The following is a 16,186-nucleotide window of genomic DNA, read 5'->3' as shown; positions in this document are numbered from 1 at the left end:
CACCCTCACCCCCGCCCTCTCCCGAGGGGAGAGGGAGCACTCAGGCGTGCGCAGGACTCAGGCGGCCACGGGCTTCTTCGCGGCGGCGACCACCGGCTCGCCCTGCTTCTTCCCGGGCGCCTGCGTCTGGTCCAGGTGCTCGACGATGTGACCGTAGACGTCCCGGGCCGCGTTCTTCCCGAAGATGCAGTCGATGTGGCCGTACTCGGGGATGAGGACGCGGGAGTAGAGCGCGGAGCCGTTGACCTCGCTCAGCGCCCGCACCGTCTTCTCCGTGCTCTCCGGCAGGAAGCACTGGTTGCGGGCGCCGTGGATGAAGCGGATGGGGATGGCCATCCGCTTCAGGTGCGGCATGTAGACGTCGTTGCCCTTCGCATCCACCACCCGGCGCTTGTTCACCATGACCGCCAGACCCTCGAACGCGGTGATGGTCGCCGCGCCGAACAGCTCGTGCATGTACTGGTGCGTCATCGCGTTGAGCTGCTCGTGCCGGTAGAGCAGCGAGTAGAGGAAGCTGATGCGGTGGCACACCGCGCTGTCGCAGTGCTCGTCCTTGCCCACCGGGTAGGCCGCGAGGAGCTTGTCGTAGACGCGTTCCAGGGCGCCCTCGCCCTGGATGGCGTTGGTGGTGAGCGACTCGATGCCCATCCGATTCAAGAGTTGGGGCAGATGCAGGCCGGACTTGATCGACACCAGCGGGGGCGTCACCACGTGGGTGGAGATCTGCGAGCAGACGGCGGAGCGCACGCCCTGGAGGCCCGCCAGCATGGCCATGGTGAAGGTGGTGGAGCCGTAGCAGTGGGCCACCACCTGGATGTCCGCGGCCCCGGTCAGCTCGCGCACCCGGGCCACCGCCGCCGGCCAGTCCCGGGTGGCCACGTCATCGGCCGTGTACTGCGTCGACGAGGCGGGCAGCAGGGTGCTGGAGCGGTAGTCCAGCAGCCACACGTCGTAGCCGTGGGCGCAGAGGTACTCGAGCAGGTTGGTGTCGATGGTGTCCGTGGAGAAGATGCGGCTGGACACACCCAGGCCGTGCGCCAGCAGCACGGGCCCCTTGCTCCCGGCCTGGTAGCGCGACAGCAGCAGGTCCAACCCGTCCGAGGTCTTGAAGCCGAACAACTGGGGCGCCGGAGCGCGCAGCGGGCGGCGCTTGCGCGGCGGGGCATTCGGGTCGATGAAGTCCAGCTCCCCGAGCATCCCTCCGTAGTAGTCGTACAGGATGCCCGTGAAGTAGCGGCCGAACTCCAGGGACAGCTCGAGGCGCTCCGCCGCGTTCTTCGCGTTGAAGACGTCCATGGTGGTGAGCTGGCGCATGAAGTCCTCGGGGGCGATCTTCAGCACGCCCCGGCCCACCACGGCACCCGACTCGTCCTGCCCCTCGTACACGGTGATGAAGAGGGTGGTCGTGTCGTGCCACATCTCATCGATGGGCCGCTCCTTGATGACCTTGAAGCCCTTGAAGAAGAAGGCGCGGCCATCCTCCGCGGTCAGCAGCATCTGGTACTTCATCAGCCGGGTGTCCGCGGCGTTGGGATCCTGGACGAACAGGTTGAACACACCCTGGGTGGCGGTGAGCGGCTGCTCGGAGAGCTTCGGCGCCTTCACCGTGCCCACCATCCGCGCGGCGTGGTCCGGCGCCTTCATCATCTTCCTGGCGTCCTCCGAGATGATGGTGAGGGTGAACTCGAAGGGAGAGCCCAGCAGCTCACCGCGCGTGGCCGCCGCCACGTAGTCCTCGTCCTGGGCGGGCGAGAAGAAGCCCTTCATCTTCTCCGTGAAGCGGATGCCCGGCTTGCGCTGCTGGGGATCCACGGGGATGGGGCCCTTCTTCGAGTAGTCGATCGTCCAGCCCCGCTCCGCGGCGATCCGCATGCTGCAACGCTCGGAGATGGCGGAGATGGTGAGCAGCGGATTGACGCCCAGCGAGGTGGGGATGACGGCGCCGTCACACACGTACAGCCCCTCGTGCGTCTGGTCGCCGGTGGTGGAGGAGAACACCTTGTTCTCGTGGTTGACCACGCCCTGTTCGGCGCTGTCCGCCATGTTGCAGCCGCCCAGCGGGTGCACGGTGATGAGATCCTTGCCGAGCAGTTCGTTCCAGAGCGGAGCCCGCGTGTAGATGCCGCGGAGCGCCTGGGTCGTCTGGACCAGGCGCTTGTCCACCTTCTCGAAGATGGGCCGCGAGCCCACTCCCGGCCAGTGGATGCGCAGCCGATCCTCCTCCAGCTTCATGGTGCCGTTGCTGCCCTGGCCCTCGTGACCCATCACCAGGAAGGTCTGCGTGTGCTTGACCGCGCCGTGGTAGGCGCCGCGGACCGCGCTGTCGAGCTTGCGCATCTCTTGATCCGCCGCCTGGCCGGGAGCGGTGTTGGTGCCCATGAGCTCCGAGGTCGTGCTCAACATCGCGGGCAGGATGGGGGCGAGCGCGCCCGGAACGGCGCCCTCCTCGATGATGATGTCGTCCTCCAGCTTCTCCTGGTTGCGGATGTCGATGATGCCGGTGATGGTGGGACCCACGGGGCCGCTCTCGCTCGGGGGCCGGGTGCCGAGCCCGACACCATCGATGGCCATCTCGTTGTTGTAGGCGAAGCCCAGCACATCACCGTTTCCGCTGAAGCCCTGGCCCAGGCGGTCCGACACCGGCAGGCCCCTGGCCTTGGAGCGCAGCAGGAGCTCGGTGGAGCCCAGCGAGCCGGCCGCCAGCACCACCAGGTCCGCCGACACCGTCAGCAGCGGGGCGTCGAACTTCTCGCGGCCGGTGTCCAGCACCTGGAAGTGGACCAGCCACTTGCCGTTGGCGCCACGCTCGAGGTAGCGGACGCTCGTCTCGCAGAAGATCTCCGCGCCGTGCCGCCGGGCATCCGGCAGGTAGTTCATCAGCACTGTGTTCTTCGCGCCCACGTTGCAGCCGGAGCAGCAGTCGCCGCAGTTGTTGCAGGCCTTCTGGAACACGCCCGCCTCGTTCACTCCATCCTGGAAGGTCACGTTGATGGAGGTGCGGTAGAACTTCTGCCCCATGGCCTCGGCGGACTTCCGTAGCGCCTCCAGCTTGTTCAGCTTGGGGAAGGAGTCCGGGTACGGCCGGGGCTTCAACATGTCCTCCGCGAGCTTGTAGCCGGCGTTGATCCCCTCCTGGTTCTCGTCACGTAGCGCCTTGGGCCAGCGGGGATCCTCGAAGACGCGGGGCTCGGCGCGGATGGAGACGTTGGCGTTGATGAGCGAGGTGCCGCCCAGGCCACAGCCCACCAGCACGTTCATGTCCGGGTTGCAGTGCAGGTCGAACAGGCCCGTGCGCGAGCCCATGTGGCCCGCGGGCAGGTCCATCTGCATCTCCTCGAGGGCCTCGGGGGGGGTGTCCGGGAACTCGCCGGGCTGACGCTCGCGGCCGCGCTCCAGCACACAGACGCTCTGGCCGGCGCGCGACAGGCGGGACGCCGCGATGGCGCCGCCATAACCCGAGCCGATGACGACGACCGTGTAGTGGGGACGGATGTCCTGGATGGGCGAGGCGAGGCGATTGGAATTCATGGAGACAGTCCTCGTGGAGGCGGAAGAGGCGGGATGATGCTAGGCGGAGGGGGTGACGATGCGCCCCGGACCGCTCAGGTCGATGAGTCGGGACCGTGAGCGGCTGGGGCGCCACCCGGTCGCGGCCGCCCTCGTGGGTACGGCGTGAGGGCCGAGATGGGGATGTCACTGAAGAAGGCGGATTCCGGCTCCTGATGCATGGACCCCCCTGTGGGCATGCGGCCGGGGTGAACCAACGGCATGGGCCGGAATGCTACGCCAGCTGCGGGCCGGGGCGTAGGCGGGGGACTCGCACGGTTGCCGTGAGCCGTGTCACAACCCGCTGCGGACCTGTATCAGGATGTTCGCCACACCCTGCAGGACGGGCTCGAGCGCGCTCCTCCGCACGCGAGTCGAGACCAGGAAGCGGAGCTCGAGCGTCTGGAAGTCAGGCAGGCGTCCAGCGCCGTTCAGGGACACGGCGCAGGGCTGGCCACGGTGGTACCTGCGGAAGTGCTGCTCGGCCCCGATGTCCAGGACGCTGGAGTCCAGATCCTCGATGATGACTCCGTGGATTTCCTCGGCCCGCTGGGAGAAGGGGACGAGGGGGATGCGCTGCTCGGCGGCCAGGCGTGCGAAGAATTCGTCCAGGGCGGGGCGGGCGCGCTCGAGCCACCGCTCATAGGGTGCCGACTTCTCCCGGAAGTAGCGGCCGATCGCGGTCCCGTCATCGCCTGGAGGTATCGCGTAGGCCACGTTGATGCCGCTGCCGATGAAGAGGCCGTAGTACTCGCTGTCGAGCTGTGCGCCTGCCTGCCCGCTCATCCGTTTGCCTCCTGGGTGACGGCGAGGGAGTCAAACATGCTTCATGTGGAGCGGGGGAGTGCGAGAGTCGCGGGATTGCACTCCAGGGAGGGTCCTTCATGAGGAAAGCAGCCGAGGTGGTGAAGGAGATCAGCCAGGCACTCCGGGAGGTGGACGAGCAACTGCGCCACCATCCCTATCCCGAGGCGCTGGAGCGGGGGGAAGTGACAGTGGCCGCGCTGCGAGCGTTTCCCGGAACCCAGTACCACGTGGCCACGAGTGACCTGCGCTCGATGGCGATGATGGTGCAGCGATTCGGCCACACGTCCGCGGGTGGTTTTCTCAATGGCCTCCTGCAGGGCGAGTTCGCCGCGCTGGAGGGCCTGCGGGTGCTGGCTGGCAAGTTGGGGATGACGCGGGAAGACCTGGAGCGCTACGAGGTCACGCCCGAGGGCTTCGCCTACGCCACGAACATGGCCTGGATGGCGGCGAACGTGTCCGTGGCGGAGTTCGCGGTGGGCATCCTGGTGAACTTCCCCGCGTGGGGACTCACCTGTGGGCGGATGAGCCGCGCGCTGCGAGCGCGTTATGGCTTCACGGAACAAGAGACCGTGTTCCTGGATGGCTTCGCGAATCTGCCTCCCCTCGAAGGGGCCATTCTTCCCATCATCCAGGAGGGGCTGAACCAGGGCGTGGAACCCCGGTTGCTCCACCGAGCGGCCCGCTTCTTCCAGGCCTACGAGAAGATGTTCTGGGACGCGATGATGGCGGCGGCCCGCAGTCCGACTGGATGACGGCCTTGAGCGACTGATGGTTTCGTCGAGACGATGATGAGCGACAGAGCCGTCGTCACTTCTTGTGCCTCTTGCGTTTGGGCGTCGCGCCGCGTGTTGGGGCGATGTCGATCGCGGCGTCGATGCCGGCCTCCAGCACGAGCCGGTTCCGCGCTGCTTCGATGGCACGGTGCAGGCGTTCCTCGAGCACCTCACGAGGGGGCAGCTCCGTCAGGTACTCGGCGACATGGATGCCCCTCGTGTCGAGGTCCAGGTACTCGACCGTCTCGCGCTTCTTGCCCGCGCACAAGATGATGCCGAGCGGGGGCTGCTCGGATGGCTGGCGCTCATGGTGGTCGAGCCAGCGCAAGTACAGCTCCATCTGCCCGGAGTCGGCGGGCTTGAAGTCGCCGATCTTCAGCTCGATGGCGACGAGCCGCTGCATGCGCCGGTGGAAGAACAGGAGATCGAGGTAGTAGTCGTCGCCGTCGAGCGTGATGCGCTTCTGCCGCTCGACGAAGGCGAATCCCGCCCCCAGCTCAAGGAGGAAGCGCTCGATCTCGCGGAGGATCGCCGACTCGAGGTCCTTCTCGCTGTACGTGTCGGCGAGCTCAAGGAAGTCGAGCATGTACGGGTCACGGAACACGAGCGCCGGCGAGAGCTCGCCCTTCTCTCGCAGCGCGGACAGCTCCTTGCGGATGAGCGCCTCCGGCTTCTTCGAGAGCGCCGTGCGCTCGAACAGCATGCCGTCGAGCTGCTGTCGCAGGTCACGGGTGCTCCATCGCTCGGCTCGGCACATCTCGGCGTAGAACTCGCGCTTCAGCGGATCCTTGAGCGGGATGAGCATCGTGAAGTGGGTCCAACCCAATTCTCGCAGCAGCGCTGCGACAATCTCCACGTTGGGGAAGACCGCGGAGAACTGCACCATCCGGCGCAGGTTCTTCTCGCCGAAGCCTCGCCCGTACTGAGCCTCCAACTGCTTGCCCACGGTGGGCACGAGCTGGACGCCGTACTCCGCTCGCTGCCCTTCGAGCACCTCCGTACGGACACGGTGGCCGATCTGCCAGTACAGAGTCACGAGCGCGGCGTTCGCGGTGACCGACACCTGCCTCCGCGCGGCGTCGATCATCGTGCCGATGTCGCGCACGAGCGTCGCCACCCCGGCCTCGAGGTGGGCGCCGGGCATGCGGTCGGTCTTCTCCACGGCGGCGCCCGGCAATTGTCGCAGCGGTGCTGCGGCTTTCTTCGAGTTGCCCGTCTTGGGCTTGTTCGTCGCGCGCGGCGGACGCCCAGCTGTCTTGCGCGAGCTCATGACGCCTCCTCGTCGGACGCGCCGTGTGAGGCGAGCTTGAGTTGTTCCATGGGAATAATTGGGTCGGATGAGTTCGAGTACACGCGCCACGGCCCGGTGAACTTCCTGGCCAGGCTGGTGGTGCACTCTGGCCAGATGCTCGGCTGGTGCTCGGAGCGCAACGGCTCCGCCAACTTATGCGCGCTGCTCCCCCAACTGTTGGGGGGCCACCGCGAGGCGCGTCGCGTCCACCTCATCATCTGGGACAATGACCACCTCGATTCCAACTGGCCAGAGTACAATCACCTCTACGCCCACCCGTTCACCTGGTCCTGGACTCGCTCCAAGATGCACGAATGGATCGACCGACACCGCTCCTGATTATGTCGAAAAATTTGTAGGACACTCCACTGGACTCATCGGCCGCGGGCTCCACGGGTTGAGCGCGGAGATGGCACTTCCACCACGGCGTCTCCGGCAATGGCGAACAGGCGCTCGCCCGCACGGGGGTGGATGTCCATGCCTCCGGTGAAGGCGCTGAAGGCGGGTAACACGCCCACGCTCGTGCCCAGGTGGAAGCACGGCAGGCGCAGCCGGTCCGCTCCCGTGCTCAGACGCACCGTGGGGTGGAGGTGGCCCGCCCAGACGTAGTGTCCCCGCGCGGGCTCCGGGTGGTGGGCGAAGCGGAAGGGGCCTTCGTCGAGGTGCGGCTCCATCATCTCCATGCGCCACGCGGCGGGCAGCGCGTCCAGGTGCCGATCGTGGTTGCCGCGCACCAGCACCATCTCCACGTCGTGCTCCGTGCGCCAGTCGGCCACGCGTCGCACCACCTCGGGCGTGACGCCCCGGCGCGAGTGGATCAGGTCCCCCACCAGCAGCAGCCGGCGAGCCCCCGTGGCACGCAATGCGGCGGAGAGCCGCGCGAGGTCGTCCTCCAGCACCTCGGGGGGCAACGGAATCCCGTGCTGGTGGAAGCTCTCCGGCTTGCCCCAGTGCAGATCCGCCACCGCCAGCACGCCGCCCTCGGGCCAGTACAGGGCGCGCTCGGGGCGCAGCTCCACCTCGGTGCCGCCTAGGCGGACAGGGAGTCCTCTCGCAGCCATTTCTCCTTCATTCGCTCCACACGCTCCAGCAGCGATTCGTTGGAAACGGTGGCGCCGATTCGCTCGACGACGAGCGGAAAGCCCAGCGGCGTCGGCCGTGGGACGTGGATGCACTCCAGCGGCGAACCCCCCAGTCGCTCGAGCGCGCTCACCAGCCGTACCTGTTCGAAGTGCTGCTCCAACACCTCGCGCCGCGCCTGGGCGAGCAGCAGATGGTCCGGCTCGTAGCGCGCGAAGACGTCATAGAGGAGGCCCGCGCTCGCCTGTACCTGTCGCGTGGACTTGCGTGCCCCGGGCAGCCCCGGCAGCACCAATCCTGCCACGCGCGCCACGTCTCGGAACTGGCGCCGCGCCAGCTCGCCCAGGTTGACGCTCTCGAGGATGTCCTCCACCAGCCGCTCGCGGGTGAAGAGCGCCGGACGCAGCGCCTCCTCGAAGGGGAAGGGCGAGGGCGTGAGCAGCTCCAGGCCGTAGTCGTTCACCGCCAGGCTGAAGGTGGCCTTCTGCAGCCGCGTGAGGCGCAGGGCCAGCAGCGCCGCGAGGCCCTCGTGCACCAGCCGGCCCTCGAAGGGGTAGAGGAAGAGGTGGTGGCCCTCGCGCGTCTGGCACAGCTCCGCCAGGCATGTGTCGCGCGAGGGCAGCCGGGACAGGCGGGCCTGGGCCTCCAACACGGGGCGGGCCGCCTCCAACTCGGCGGTGGTGAGCTGCCCGTGGCGCACGGCATGGAAGGTCCGGCGCACGGCGGCGGCGAGCGAACCGGAGAGGGGCAGCCGTCCTCCACTCCAGCGGGGCGTGGCCGAGGCGCGCTCCTTCGCGGCCTTCACGTAGGCGGTGAGGTCCTTCATGAGGCGGAACTCGAGCCGCTTGCCGGCGAAGAGGAAGGTGTCGCCCGGGCGCAGGCGGCTCACGAAGGACTCCTCCACGGTGCCGAGCCGGGCGCCCTTCAGGTAGCGCAGCTCCACCGAGGCGTTGGCCGAGATGGTGCCCACGTTGAGCTTGTGGAGCCGGGCCACGCGCGTGTCCGCCACCACGTACCGGTCCTCCAGCCGCTGGACGCGGCGGAACTGCGGGTAGGCGCGCAGCGTGGGGCCGCCCTCCGTTACCAGCACGAGGGTGCGGTCGAAGTCCTCCTCGGAGAGCTGTTGGTAGGCGAGCGTGTCACGCACCTCGGCGAGCAGGGCGTCGCGGGTGAATCCACCACCGAGCGCGCAGGTGACGAGGTGCTGGGCGAGCACATCCAACGGCTGGCGGAGGGGCGCGCGGGGCTCCACCTCGCACCGGGAGAGCGCCTCGCGGGCGGCGCTCATCTCCACCAGTTCGAGGGCATGGGTGGGGACGAAGAGCAGGTGCGCGGTGGCGCCGGGGCGGTGGGCGCTGCGGCCGGCGCGCTGGAGGGTGCGGGCGATGCCCTTGGGACTGCCCACCTGCACCACGCGCTCCACCGGGCCGAAGTCCACCCCGAGGTCCAACGAGGACGTGGCGACGACGAGGCGCACGCTGCCGTCCTTGAGCCCACCCTCCACGCGCTCGCGGGCCTCGCGGTCGATGGAGCCGTGGTGGAGGGCGAGGACGTCCTCCCACTCGGGGTGGAGGAAGCGGAGGCCTTCGTACCAGCGCTCGGCCTGGGAGCGCGTGTTGGTGAAGAGGAGGGTGGAGCGCTCGGGGTCGAGCCAATCCGCCACCTTGCGCAGCATGGCGAAGCCGAGGTGCCCGGCCCAGGGGAAGGCATCGACGGAGTCGGGCAGGAGGGTCTCGACGCGGACGGGGCGGTCGAGCCCGGCGCGGATGAAGGTGGGCGTGACGTGGGGGCCCACGGCGGCCCGAGCGGCCTCGTCGAGGTTGGCGAGGGTGGCGGAGAGGGCCCAGGTGCGCAGGGCGGGCGCGAAGCGGCGCAGCCGGGCGAGGGCGAGCTCCACCTGGGTGCCACGCTTGGAGCCGAGCAGCTCGTGCCACTCGTCGACGATGACACAGCGCAGAGTGGCGAAGAGCTCGTGCGCGCGCTCATTGCACAAGAGGAGCGAGAGTGACTCGGGCGTGGTGATGAGGACTTCGGGGAGCCGCTCGCGCTGGCGGCGGCGCACGGAAGAGGAAGTATCTCCGGTGCGGCTCTCCACGGTGATGTCGGCGTCGAGCGCGGACAGCGGTGCGTTCAGCGCGAGCTCGATGTCCCGGGAGACGGCACGCAGGGGAGTGACATAGAGGATCTGCAACCCTTTCTGTCGATGCCGGGCGACCTCGGCGAGGGGCCCGATATAGGCGGCATAGGTCTTCCCGGCGCCGGTGGGCACATGGATGAGCCCACTTCGCCCGTGGGCATACGCCTCCCAGGCCTCGAGCTGAAAGGGAAACGGTTCCCACCCTTGTCCCCTGAACCAGGAGAGGAGTTCCCTTCCCTCGCCCTCCGGGAGAGGGGACGGGGGTGAGGGTGCCTCGTGTACCCGGGTTGAGCCCTCTCCCTCTGGGAGAGGGACGGGGTGAGGGTCTACACGAAGACCCGTGCCGCTCCGTGAGCGCCTACGCGGGGGCATGGAGCAGCTCCTCGAGACGCTCGAGCGAATCCGCGTCACGCGGGGTCTTGTCCGAGCGCCAGCGGGCAATGCGAGGGAACCTCAAGGCAATCCCTGACTTGTGGCGGGGAGAAGCGGCGATGCCCTCGAAGTGGAGCTCGAAGACCTGGAGGGGCTCGACGGAGCGGACGGGGCCGAACTTCTCGCGGGTATGCGCGCGGATCCACCGGTCGAGCCTGGCGATCTCCTCGTCCGTCAGGCCCGAGTACGCCTTGGCGATGGGCAACAGTTCCTCGCCCTTCCAGACGGCGAACGTGTAGTCCGTGTAGAGCGAGGCCCGCCGCCCGTGGCCGGGATGCGCGTAGAGCAGGATGGCATCGACGGTGAAGGGATCGATCTTCCACTTCCACCAGTCCCCGCGCTTGCGGCCGTGCTGGTAGGGGGACTCGAGGCGTTTGATCATGAATCCCTCGACGTTGCGCGAGCGGGACTCATGCCGGGCCTCGGCGAGGGATTCCCACGTGGGGGCCGTGATGACCGGTGACACGGGGAACATCGGCCGGTCGCGCAGCAGCGCCTCCAGACGCGCACGTCGCTCCCGCAGGGGCAGCCCGCGGAGGTCCTGTCCCTCCTGCTCGAGCAGGTCGTACGCCATGAAGGCGGCGGGAGCCTCGGCGAGCACCCTGGCGGTGAGCTTCTGGCGCCCGATTCGGCGCTGGAGGAGGCTGAAGGGGAGGGGTTGCCCGCCGGCGTAGGCGAGCACCTCGCCATCGAGCACGGTGCCATCGGGGAGGCTGGCGGCGGCCTCGGCGATCTCCGGGAAGCGCTCGGTGATGAGCTCCTCGCCGCGGCTCCACAGGTAGACACCGCCCTGGCGGCGGATGAGCTGGCCGCGGATGCCATCCCACTTCCACTCGACGAGCCAGGCGTCGCGCTCGCCGAGCTGGGCGGGGGGCTGCTCCAGCGGGCTGGCGAGGTAGAACGGATAGGGTCGCGAGCGGTCCCCATCGGAGACATCCGGGGCGATGAGCTGCTCGAAGAAGGCGCGCGAGGGCGCCCAGGTGCCCATGAGCCGGTGGGACACGGCGGCCGGAGGCAGCCCCGCGTGCTGGGCGAGGGCGCGGACCACGAGCGTGTCGGAGACGCCGACGCGTAGCTCACCAGTGAGCATCTTGTTGAAGAGGAACAGCTCGCGGCGGGGGAGCACGTGCCACCAGCCGGTGACGCGCTCGCGCTGCTCGGGGAGGGAGAGCCCGGCGAGGGGCAGTACACGTTCCTCCATCCAGCGGGACAGGGGCAGCTCCTCGGTGGCGGCGGGGCGCTCGGTCTGGTCGAGCAGGAGGGCGATGACCTCGGCGAGGTCGCCGACGACGGCATACGTCTCGTCGAAGAGCCACTCGGGGGTATCGGTCAGCTCGCGGACCCACTGGCGCAGGGCCTTCGAGGGGATGAGGCGCTTGAGGCGGCGGCCGGTGAGGAAGAACAGTCCCCAGGCGGCGTCCTCGGGGGGCGTGTCCCGGAAGTAGCCCACCAGGGCTTCCACCTTGGCGTTGGTGGAGGTGGTGGCGTCGAGCGCCTCGTAGAGATCCGCGAGCCGGTGCACGGGTCAGTCCTCCGTCTCGCCCTCGAAGGGGGTGGAGAGCGGTGCGGCGTCGAGGCCCAGGTTCTCGCGCAGGTAGCGCGCGAGCGTGTCGCTGGAGCCGTGGGTGACGAGGATGCGCGAGGCGCCCGTCTCCTTCGCGGTGCGCAGCAGCCCCGGCCAGTCCGCGTGGTCCGAGAGGACGAAGCCCCGGTCATAACCCCGGCGCCGCCGGTTGCCTCGCACCCGCATCCACCCCGAGGCGAAACCCGTCTCGTGCTCGCCGAAGCGGCGCATCCACGTGGAGCCGGCGGCACTGGGCGGCGCCAGCACGAGCGCTCCCGCGTACGAAGTCCCCTTCTCCATCTCGGAAACAGGGCGGGTGGGGAGCATCCGCACGCCGGCCTCGCGGTAGCACTCCACCAGCGCGTGCGTGGCGCCGTGCACCAGCACCTCGCGGTCCGTGAGCCGGGCCAGCTCGGCGAGCAGCCGCTGGGCCTTGCCCAGTGCATAGCAGAAGAGCACCGAGGCCCGGCCCGCCTCGCGGTTGCCGTCCCACCAGCGCAGTACCTCCTGCGCGACGAGCCGCGTGTCGTCCCAGCGGTAGATGGGCAGGGCGAACGTGGCCTCGGTGATGAAGGTGTCGCAGCGCACGGGCTCGAAGGGCAGGCACGTCGGGTCCGGATCGCGCTTGTAGTCGCCGGACACCACCCACACCTCGCCCCGGTGCTCGATGCGGATTTGAGCGCTGCCCAGCACGTGGCCCGCGGGGTGGAAGCTCACCGTCACGTCTCCGAGCTTCAGCCGCTCGCCGTAGCCGAGCGTGGAGATGTTCGCCTCCGCTCCCAGGCGCTTGCGCAGCAGGCCCACGGAGGGACTCGTGCCCAGGTAGCGCTGGCTTCCCCAGCGGGCGTGGTCCCCGTGCGCGTGGGTGATGAGGGCGCGGGCCACCGGCCGCCAGGGGTCGATGTGAAAATCCCCTGGTGGGCAGTAGAGCCCATCGGAGGTCACCGTCACGAGCGGCTGCCTGTCGAGCACGGGGGAGACATTCATCCGGCCTTTGGGATAACGCTCACGGGGTGGTGCGGCCACGGGGCCGCCTGGAAGGACAGGGTCTGGCCGTCCGCCTGCTCTCCGGACGGAAGAGGGATCTCGTAGTAAGAGGTTGGCTCCACGAGAGGAACGAGGTGACGGTGGTGCGAGCGGACGTCGAGCGGGGCGATTGAGGCATGCGGCTCAACGAGGGCTACGCCTACCGTGAGCAGCTGGGAGCTCGGGCACGAGGACAGAGCACGCTCTCCTATCTGATCGATTCGTACCGGCACTCCCCGGAGGCGGTGTGGCGGGAGCGGCTCGCCCGGGGCGAGATCCTCCTGGAGGACCTCCCCGCGACGGGTGAGGAGCGGCTGAAGCCCGGCCAGTGGCTCGTCTGGAACCGGCCGCCCTGGGAGGAGCAGGACGCACCGCGCGACTATTCCATCGTGCACGAGGACGAGGCCCTCCTCGCGGTCCTCAAGCCGGGCGGGCTGCCGATGATGCCGGGTGGGAACTTTCTCGCCAACACCCTGCTGGGTGTCGTCCGGGAGCGCTTCCCGGAGGCGAGCCCCCTGCACCGGCTGGGACGCGGCACTTCCGGGCTCGTGCTCTTCTCTCGCACCTACGACGCGGCGGCGAAGCTGTCGCGCGCCTGGCGCGAGCACGAGGTGGACAAGCGCTACCGGGCGCTCTCGAGCGGCGTGGCCACCGAGGAGCACTACGACATCACGGCCCCCATTGGCATGGTGGCGCACCCCCGGTTGGGCCTGACCCATGGGGTCTCTCCAGACGGCAGGGCGTCCCGGAGCCTGGCGCGCGTGCTCGAGCGGCGCACGGCGAGCACCCTCTTCGAGGTCGACATCCTGACGGGCCGGCCCCAGCAGATCCGCATCCACCTGGCCGCCATCGGTCATCCGCTCGAAGGCGATCCCCTCTATGGCGCGGGGGGCGTGCCTCTCGCCGGGGAGCCGGGCCTGCCTGGAGATCTCGGCTACCTGCTGCACGCCGAGCGCCTGAGCTTCGTGCATCCGCTCTCGGGGGAACGCCTGGTGCTGCACGCCCCGGTGCCGCCCGAGCTGCGATGGGAGGGCGAAGGTTCACGCCCCACCTGAGCACCTCCCTTCCGTGCACCGACCGGACGGAGCTCAGTCGTCCTTGGGCTCGTCCCGCTTGGGCACACCGCGCCCGCCGTGCTTGTCGTACTCGTCGGACAGGCCCCGCTCCAGGCTCCTGTCGTTCCAGGGCAGGCCCACCTCGGAGCGCTGGCCGCCGTTCTGCTCGGTCACGTCATTCAAGTGCTCGGCCCGGCCCTCGGCGGGGACCCGGTCACCATGCTCCTCGGGGTCCTTCTGCTTGTTCGGGTCCACGGGGATGCCCATGGGTCGCTCGAGCCATTCCTTCTTGTCCATGGCGTCGCTCCAGGTGTGAGTGTCCGCGCCACGTGTTCCGGAAATGGACACGCGTCGTCCCCTCATCGTGTGCATCCCGAGACACCGTGCGGGGCTGCACCGCCTTGCGCTCCGTGGAATGGCTGGAGGGCGGGCATGGAGGCGAGCGATGGTAGGGGCGGCGCCAGGCCCGGAGCGGACAGGGGGAAGACATGCCACTGGTGGATCGGCTGCGGAACGAGAGTCAGGCGCACCATGCCAGTGTGGAGGCACTGCCCTGCTTCCAGGCCCTCGCGACCCGGACCCTGCCGCCCGAGAGCCAGCGGGCCCTGCATCAAGCGCTCGCCCTCCTTCATGAGGCGCTGACGCGGGCGCTCGCCGCCACGTCCCATCCCGCCCTGGTGGCGCTCGGCGCCGAGGCTCCGCCCGTTCATCCGCTCCTCGAGGCGAGCCTCGTCTCCAGCGCGCCCCGGGACAGGCTCGAGAGCCCCGTCGTCATCGCTGCCATCGCGCTCGGGGAGCGGATGCGTTCCGCGGCGCACCGCGAGCCCCTGTCCCTGCTCGGCTACCATTACGCGCTGCGCCTGGCCCTCCTCCCTCTTCCTGGCACGTCTCCCTGGAGTGATTTCGCGCGGTGGCTCGAGGGCCGGGCCCTGGAAGCCGCGGAGGAAGAGGGGGTGCTTCGCGCGGTGGGCGAGAGCTTCACCCTCGTCCGGAATCTGCTCGACGCGCTCCATCCTCCTCGCGAGCACCCGCCCACGTGGTGGCTCAACCGGGATGCCGGAGGACATCCCATCACCACGGACCTCGACGAGCTGCGCGCCGCCCTGCGTGCCGCCGAGGCCTCCTGGGAGGAGTTCCCCTATTACGCCTGGCGCTACGGCGAGCACGGCCGTCAATTCTCCTGGAGCGACAGCGCATGGCTGGTGACGCTCGGCGGACAGGACGAGGCGCAGGTGTGGAAACACATCTCCTGGTTGGGCGGGCTGCTGGCCAGCCGAGGCATGCCGCGCCTCATGCTCGAGCGCCACCTGCGGGTGCTCTCCCGTGAGCTCGTCCACGCGAAGCCGATGCACCGGCGGGCCTATGAGGTGCTGTCCCGGGTCGCGGAGCGCATGGCCGGGGAGCGGCGCCGGATCCTCGGTGACGACGAGCTGCGCATGTTCGGAGAGGACTTCGACGCGCGCGTGGGTCCGGAGTGGAGCCAACGGTTGCGTGGGGCGGGTGAGCTGCTGGCGGCCGCCGTGGCGGACGAGTACGGGGGCATTGCCCAGGCGGTTCCGAGCCTCGCCTCGTGGATGCGCGAGCCCTCGCGCTTTCCCGCTCCGTGGATTCGCGCGGTCGAGCGGACCCTCCTCCAGGCCCGCTCGCTCTGCCGGGTCCGTTTCCCCTCCGGCGTGGCCGGGCGGGAGTGACGCCGGCGGGCTCAGCGCGGCACGGGCTCGTCCTTCCAGAGCGCGAAGCCGCCCAGCAGCCCGGCGACGTTCTCGGTGAGCTGCACGTTCTCGGGGAGCGGGGTGTCGAGCAGCCGGGCGTTGCCGCCTCCCACGTAGATCTTCCGGGGGTTCCAGATGGGTTGGATCTGCTCCAGCACCCGCTGCACGTGCTTGACCCACTTCTTGTGGCCCACGCGCTTCAGCGCGGCGTTGCCCACGTACTCCTCATACGTCTTTCCGTTACGGAAAGGGTGATGGGCGAGCTCCAGGTTGGGCACGTACTTGCCATCCACGTACAGCGCGCAGCCCATGCCGGTGCCCAGCGTGATGACCATCTCCACGCCACGCCCCTCGATGACGCCGAATCCCTGCACTCCGGCGTCGTTGAGCACGCGTGTCGGGCGGCCCGTGACCTTGAGCAGCTCCCCGGCGAGCGGGAAGCCCGCCCAGCTCTTGTGGAGGTTGGGAGCCGTCTTCGTCACCCCTTCTTCCACCACGCCAGGGAAGCCCACGGAGACGCGATCGAACGTGCCGAGGGGCTTGATCAGCTTCTTCAGCGCGCCCAGCACGGCCTTGGGCGTGGACGGCTTCGGAGTGGCCACCCGCTGGCGCTCGGTGAGTGGCTTCCCATCCGGTCCGAGCACGAGTGCCTTGAGCCCGCTTCCTCCGATGTCGATGGCCAACGTCCTGGGCCCCGGGGCGGCGGTCTCCCGTGCGGTCTTCTTGCGGGGTGACGGTTCGGGGGCCTCGTCGGGGGACATCG

At 69.2% G+C, this 16,186-nt stretch carries 13 protein-coding genes; 4 read left to right on the top strand and 9 right to left on the bottom strand.

What is annotated here, in order from left to right; translation table 11 throughout:
- Window positions 1-57 precede the first annotated feature (57 nt).
- Both Q664_RS51175 and Q664_RS51170 read right to left on the bottom strand, forming a co-directional pair.
- The gene (locus Q664_RS51175; RefSeq protein ID WP_052519758.1) at window positions 58-3,528 is read right to left on the bottom strand and encodes an alpha/beta fold hydrolase; all 3,471 of its coding nucleotides are present in this window, start codon (window positions 3,526-3,528) and stop codon (window positions 58-60) included.
- A 312-nt stretch (window positions 3,529-3,840) separates the two neighbouring features.
- On the bottom strand, window positions 3,841-4,332 hold the full coding sequence (locus tag Q664_RS51170) for a hypothetical protein (RefSeq protein ID WP_043414866.1): 492 nt from the start codon (window positions 4,330-4,332) through the stop codon (window positions 3,841-3,843).
- Window positions 4,333-4,430: 98 nt separating this feature from the next.
- Between Q664_RS51170 and Q664_RS53990 the strand changes: the two genes are divergently transcribed.
- Window positions 4,431-5,105, top strand: coding sequence for a thiaminase II/PqqC family protein (locus Q664_RS53990; RefSeq protein ID WP_084611035.1), 675 nt, complete (start codon window positions 4,431-4,433; stop codon window positions 5,103-5,105).
- 55 nt (window positions 5,106-5,160) lie between these two features.
- Here Q664_RS53990 and Q664_RS51160 read toward each other — a convergent pair whose 3' ends face one another.
- Window positions 5,161-6,396, bottom strand: a complete 1,236-nt coding sequence (locus tag Q664_RS51160) for a PDDEXK nuclease domain-containing protein (protein ID WP_063934920.1) — start codon at window positions 6,394-6,396, stop codon at window positions 5,161-5,163.
- 48 nt (window positions 6,397-6,444) lie between these two features.
- Here Q664_RS51160 and Q664_RS60375 point away from each other — a divergent pair, with 48 nt between their 5' ends.
- Window positions 6,445-6,756, top strand: coding sequence for a hypothetical protein (locus Q664_RS60375; RefSeq protein WP_052519756.1), 312 nt, complete (start codon window positions 6,445-6,447; stop codon window positions 6,754-6,756).
- Between the two features lie 35 nt (window positions 6,757-6,791).
- Here Q664_RS60375 and pdeM read toward each other — a convergent pair whose 3' ends face one another.
- From pdeM to Q664_RS51135, 4 genes are read right to left on the bottom strand one after another with little or no spacing between them, the layout of a single operon-like run.
- On the bottom strand, window positions 6,792-7,478 hold the full coding sequence (pdeM, locus tag Q664_RS51150; protein WP_043414864.1) for a ligase-associated DNA damage response endonuclease PdeM: 687 nt from the start codon (window positions 7,476-7,478) through the stop codon (window positions 6,792-6,794).
- A complete protein-coding gene (locus Q664_RS51145; protein WP_084611034.1) occupies window positions 7,448-10,006 on the bottom strand; it encodes a ligase-associated DNA damage response DEXH box helicase in 2,559 nt (852 codons plus the stop codon). Before Q664_RS51145 ends, pdeM begins: the two co-directional genes overlap by 31 nt.
- On the bottom strand, window positions 9,993-11,588 hold the full coding sequence (locus Q664_RS51140; protein WP_043414862.1) for an ATP-dependent DNA ligase: 1,596 nt from the start codon (window positions 11,586-11,588) through the stop codon (window positions 9,993-9,995). Before Q664_RS51140 ends, Q664_RS51145 begins: the two co-directional genes overlap by 14 nt.
- Before the next feature lie 3 nt (window positions 11,589-11,591).
- Window positions 11,592-12,617 (bottom strand): ligase-associated DNA damage response exonuclease, encoded by a 1,026-nt coding sequence (locus tag Q664_RS51135; protein ID WP_043414859.1) that lies wholly within the window; start codon window positions 12,615-12,617, stop codon window positions 11,592-11,594.
- Between the two features lie 176 nt (window positions 12,618-12,793).
- Here Q664_RS51135 and Q664_RS51130 point away from each other — a divergent pair, with 176 nt between their 5' ends.
- On the top strand, window positions 12,794-13,711 hold the full coding sequence (locus Q664_RS51130) for an RluA family pseudouridine synthase (protein WP_043414857.1): 918 nt from the start codon (window positions 12,794-12,796) through the stop codon (window positions 13,709-13,711).
- A gap of 33 nt (window positions 13,712-13,744) precedes the next feature.
- Here Q664_RS51130 and Q664_RS51125 read toward each other — a convergent pair whose 3' ends face one another.
- Window positions 13,745-14,008 carry a hypothetical protein gene (locus Q664_RS51125; protein ID WP_043414854.1) on the bottom strand — a complete coding sequence of 88 codons (264 nt, stop codon included), beginning with the start codon at window positions 14,006-14,008 and terminating at the stop codon, window positions 13,745-13,747.
- A gap of 191 nt (window positions 14,009-14,199) precedes the next feature.
- On the opposite strand from Q664_RS51125, the gene Q664_RS51120 reads away from it, so the two are divergent.
- Window positions 14,200-15,402 (top strand): heme oxygenase-like domain-containing protein, encoded by a 1,203-nt coding sequence (locus tag Q664_RS51120; protein ID WP_043414850.1) that lies wholly within the window; start codon window positions 14,200-14,202, stop codon window positions 15,400-15,402.
- A gap of 11 nt (window positions 15,403-15,413) precedes the next feature.
- On the opposite strand, the gene Q664_RS51115 is transcribed toward Q664_RS51120, so the two are convergent.
- Entirely contained in the window at window positions 15,414-16,184 is a 771-nt protein-coding gene (locus Q664_RS51115; protein WP_084611033.1) for an ROK family protein, read from the bottom strand.
- Window positions 16,185-16,186: the final 2 nt, after the last annotated feature.

Origin of the sequence: Archangium violaceum Cb vi76, assembly GCF_000733295.1 — a bacterium.
Classification (GTDB): domain Bacteria; phylum Myxococcota; class Myxococcia; order Myxococcales; family Myxococcaceae; genus Archangium; species Archangium violaceum.
Note: the sequence above shows the minus strand (reverse complement) of the source record. Positions and strands in the feature narration are given on the sequence as shown.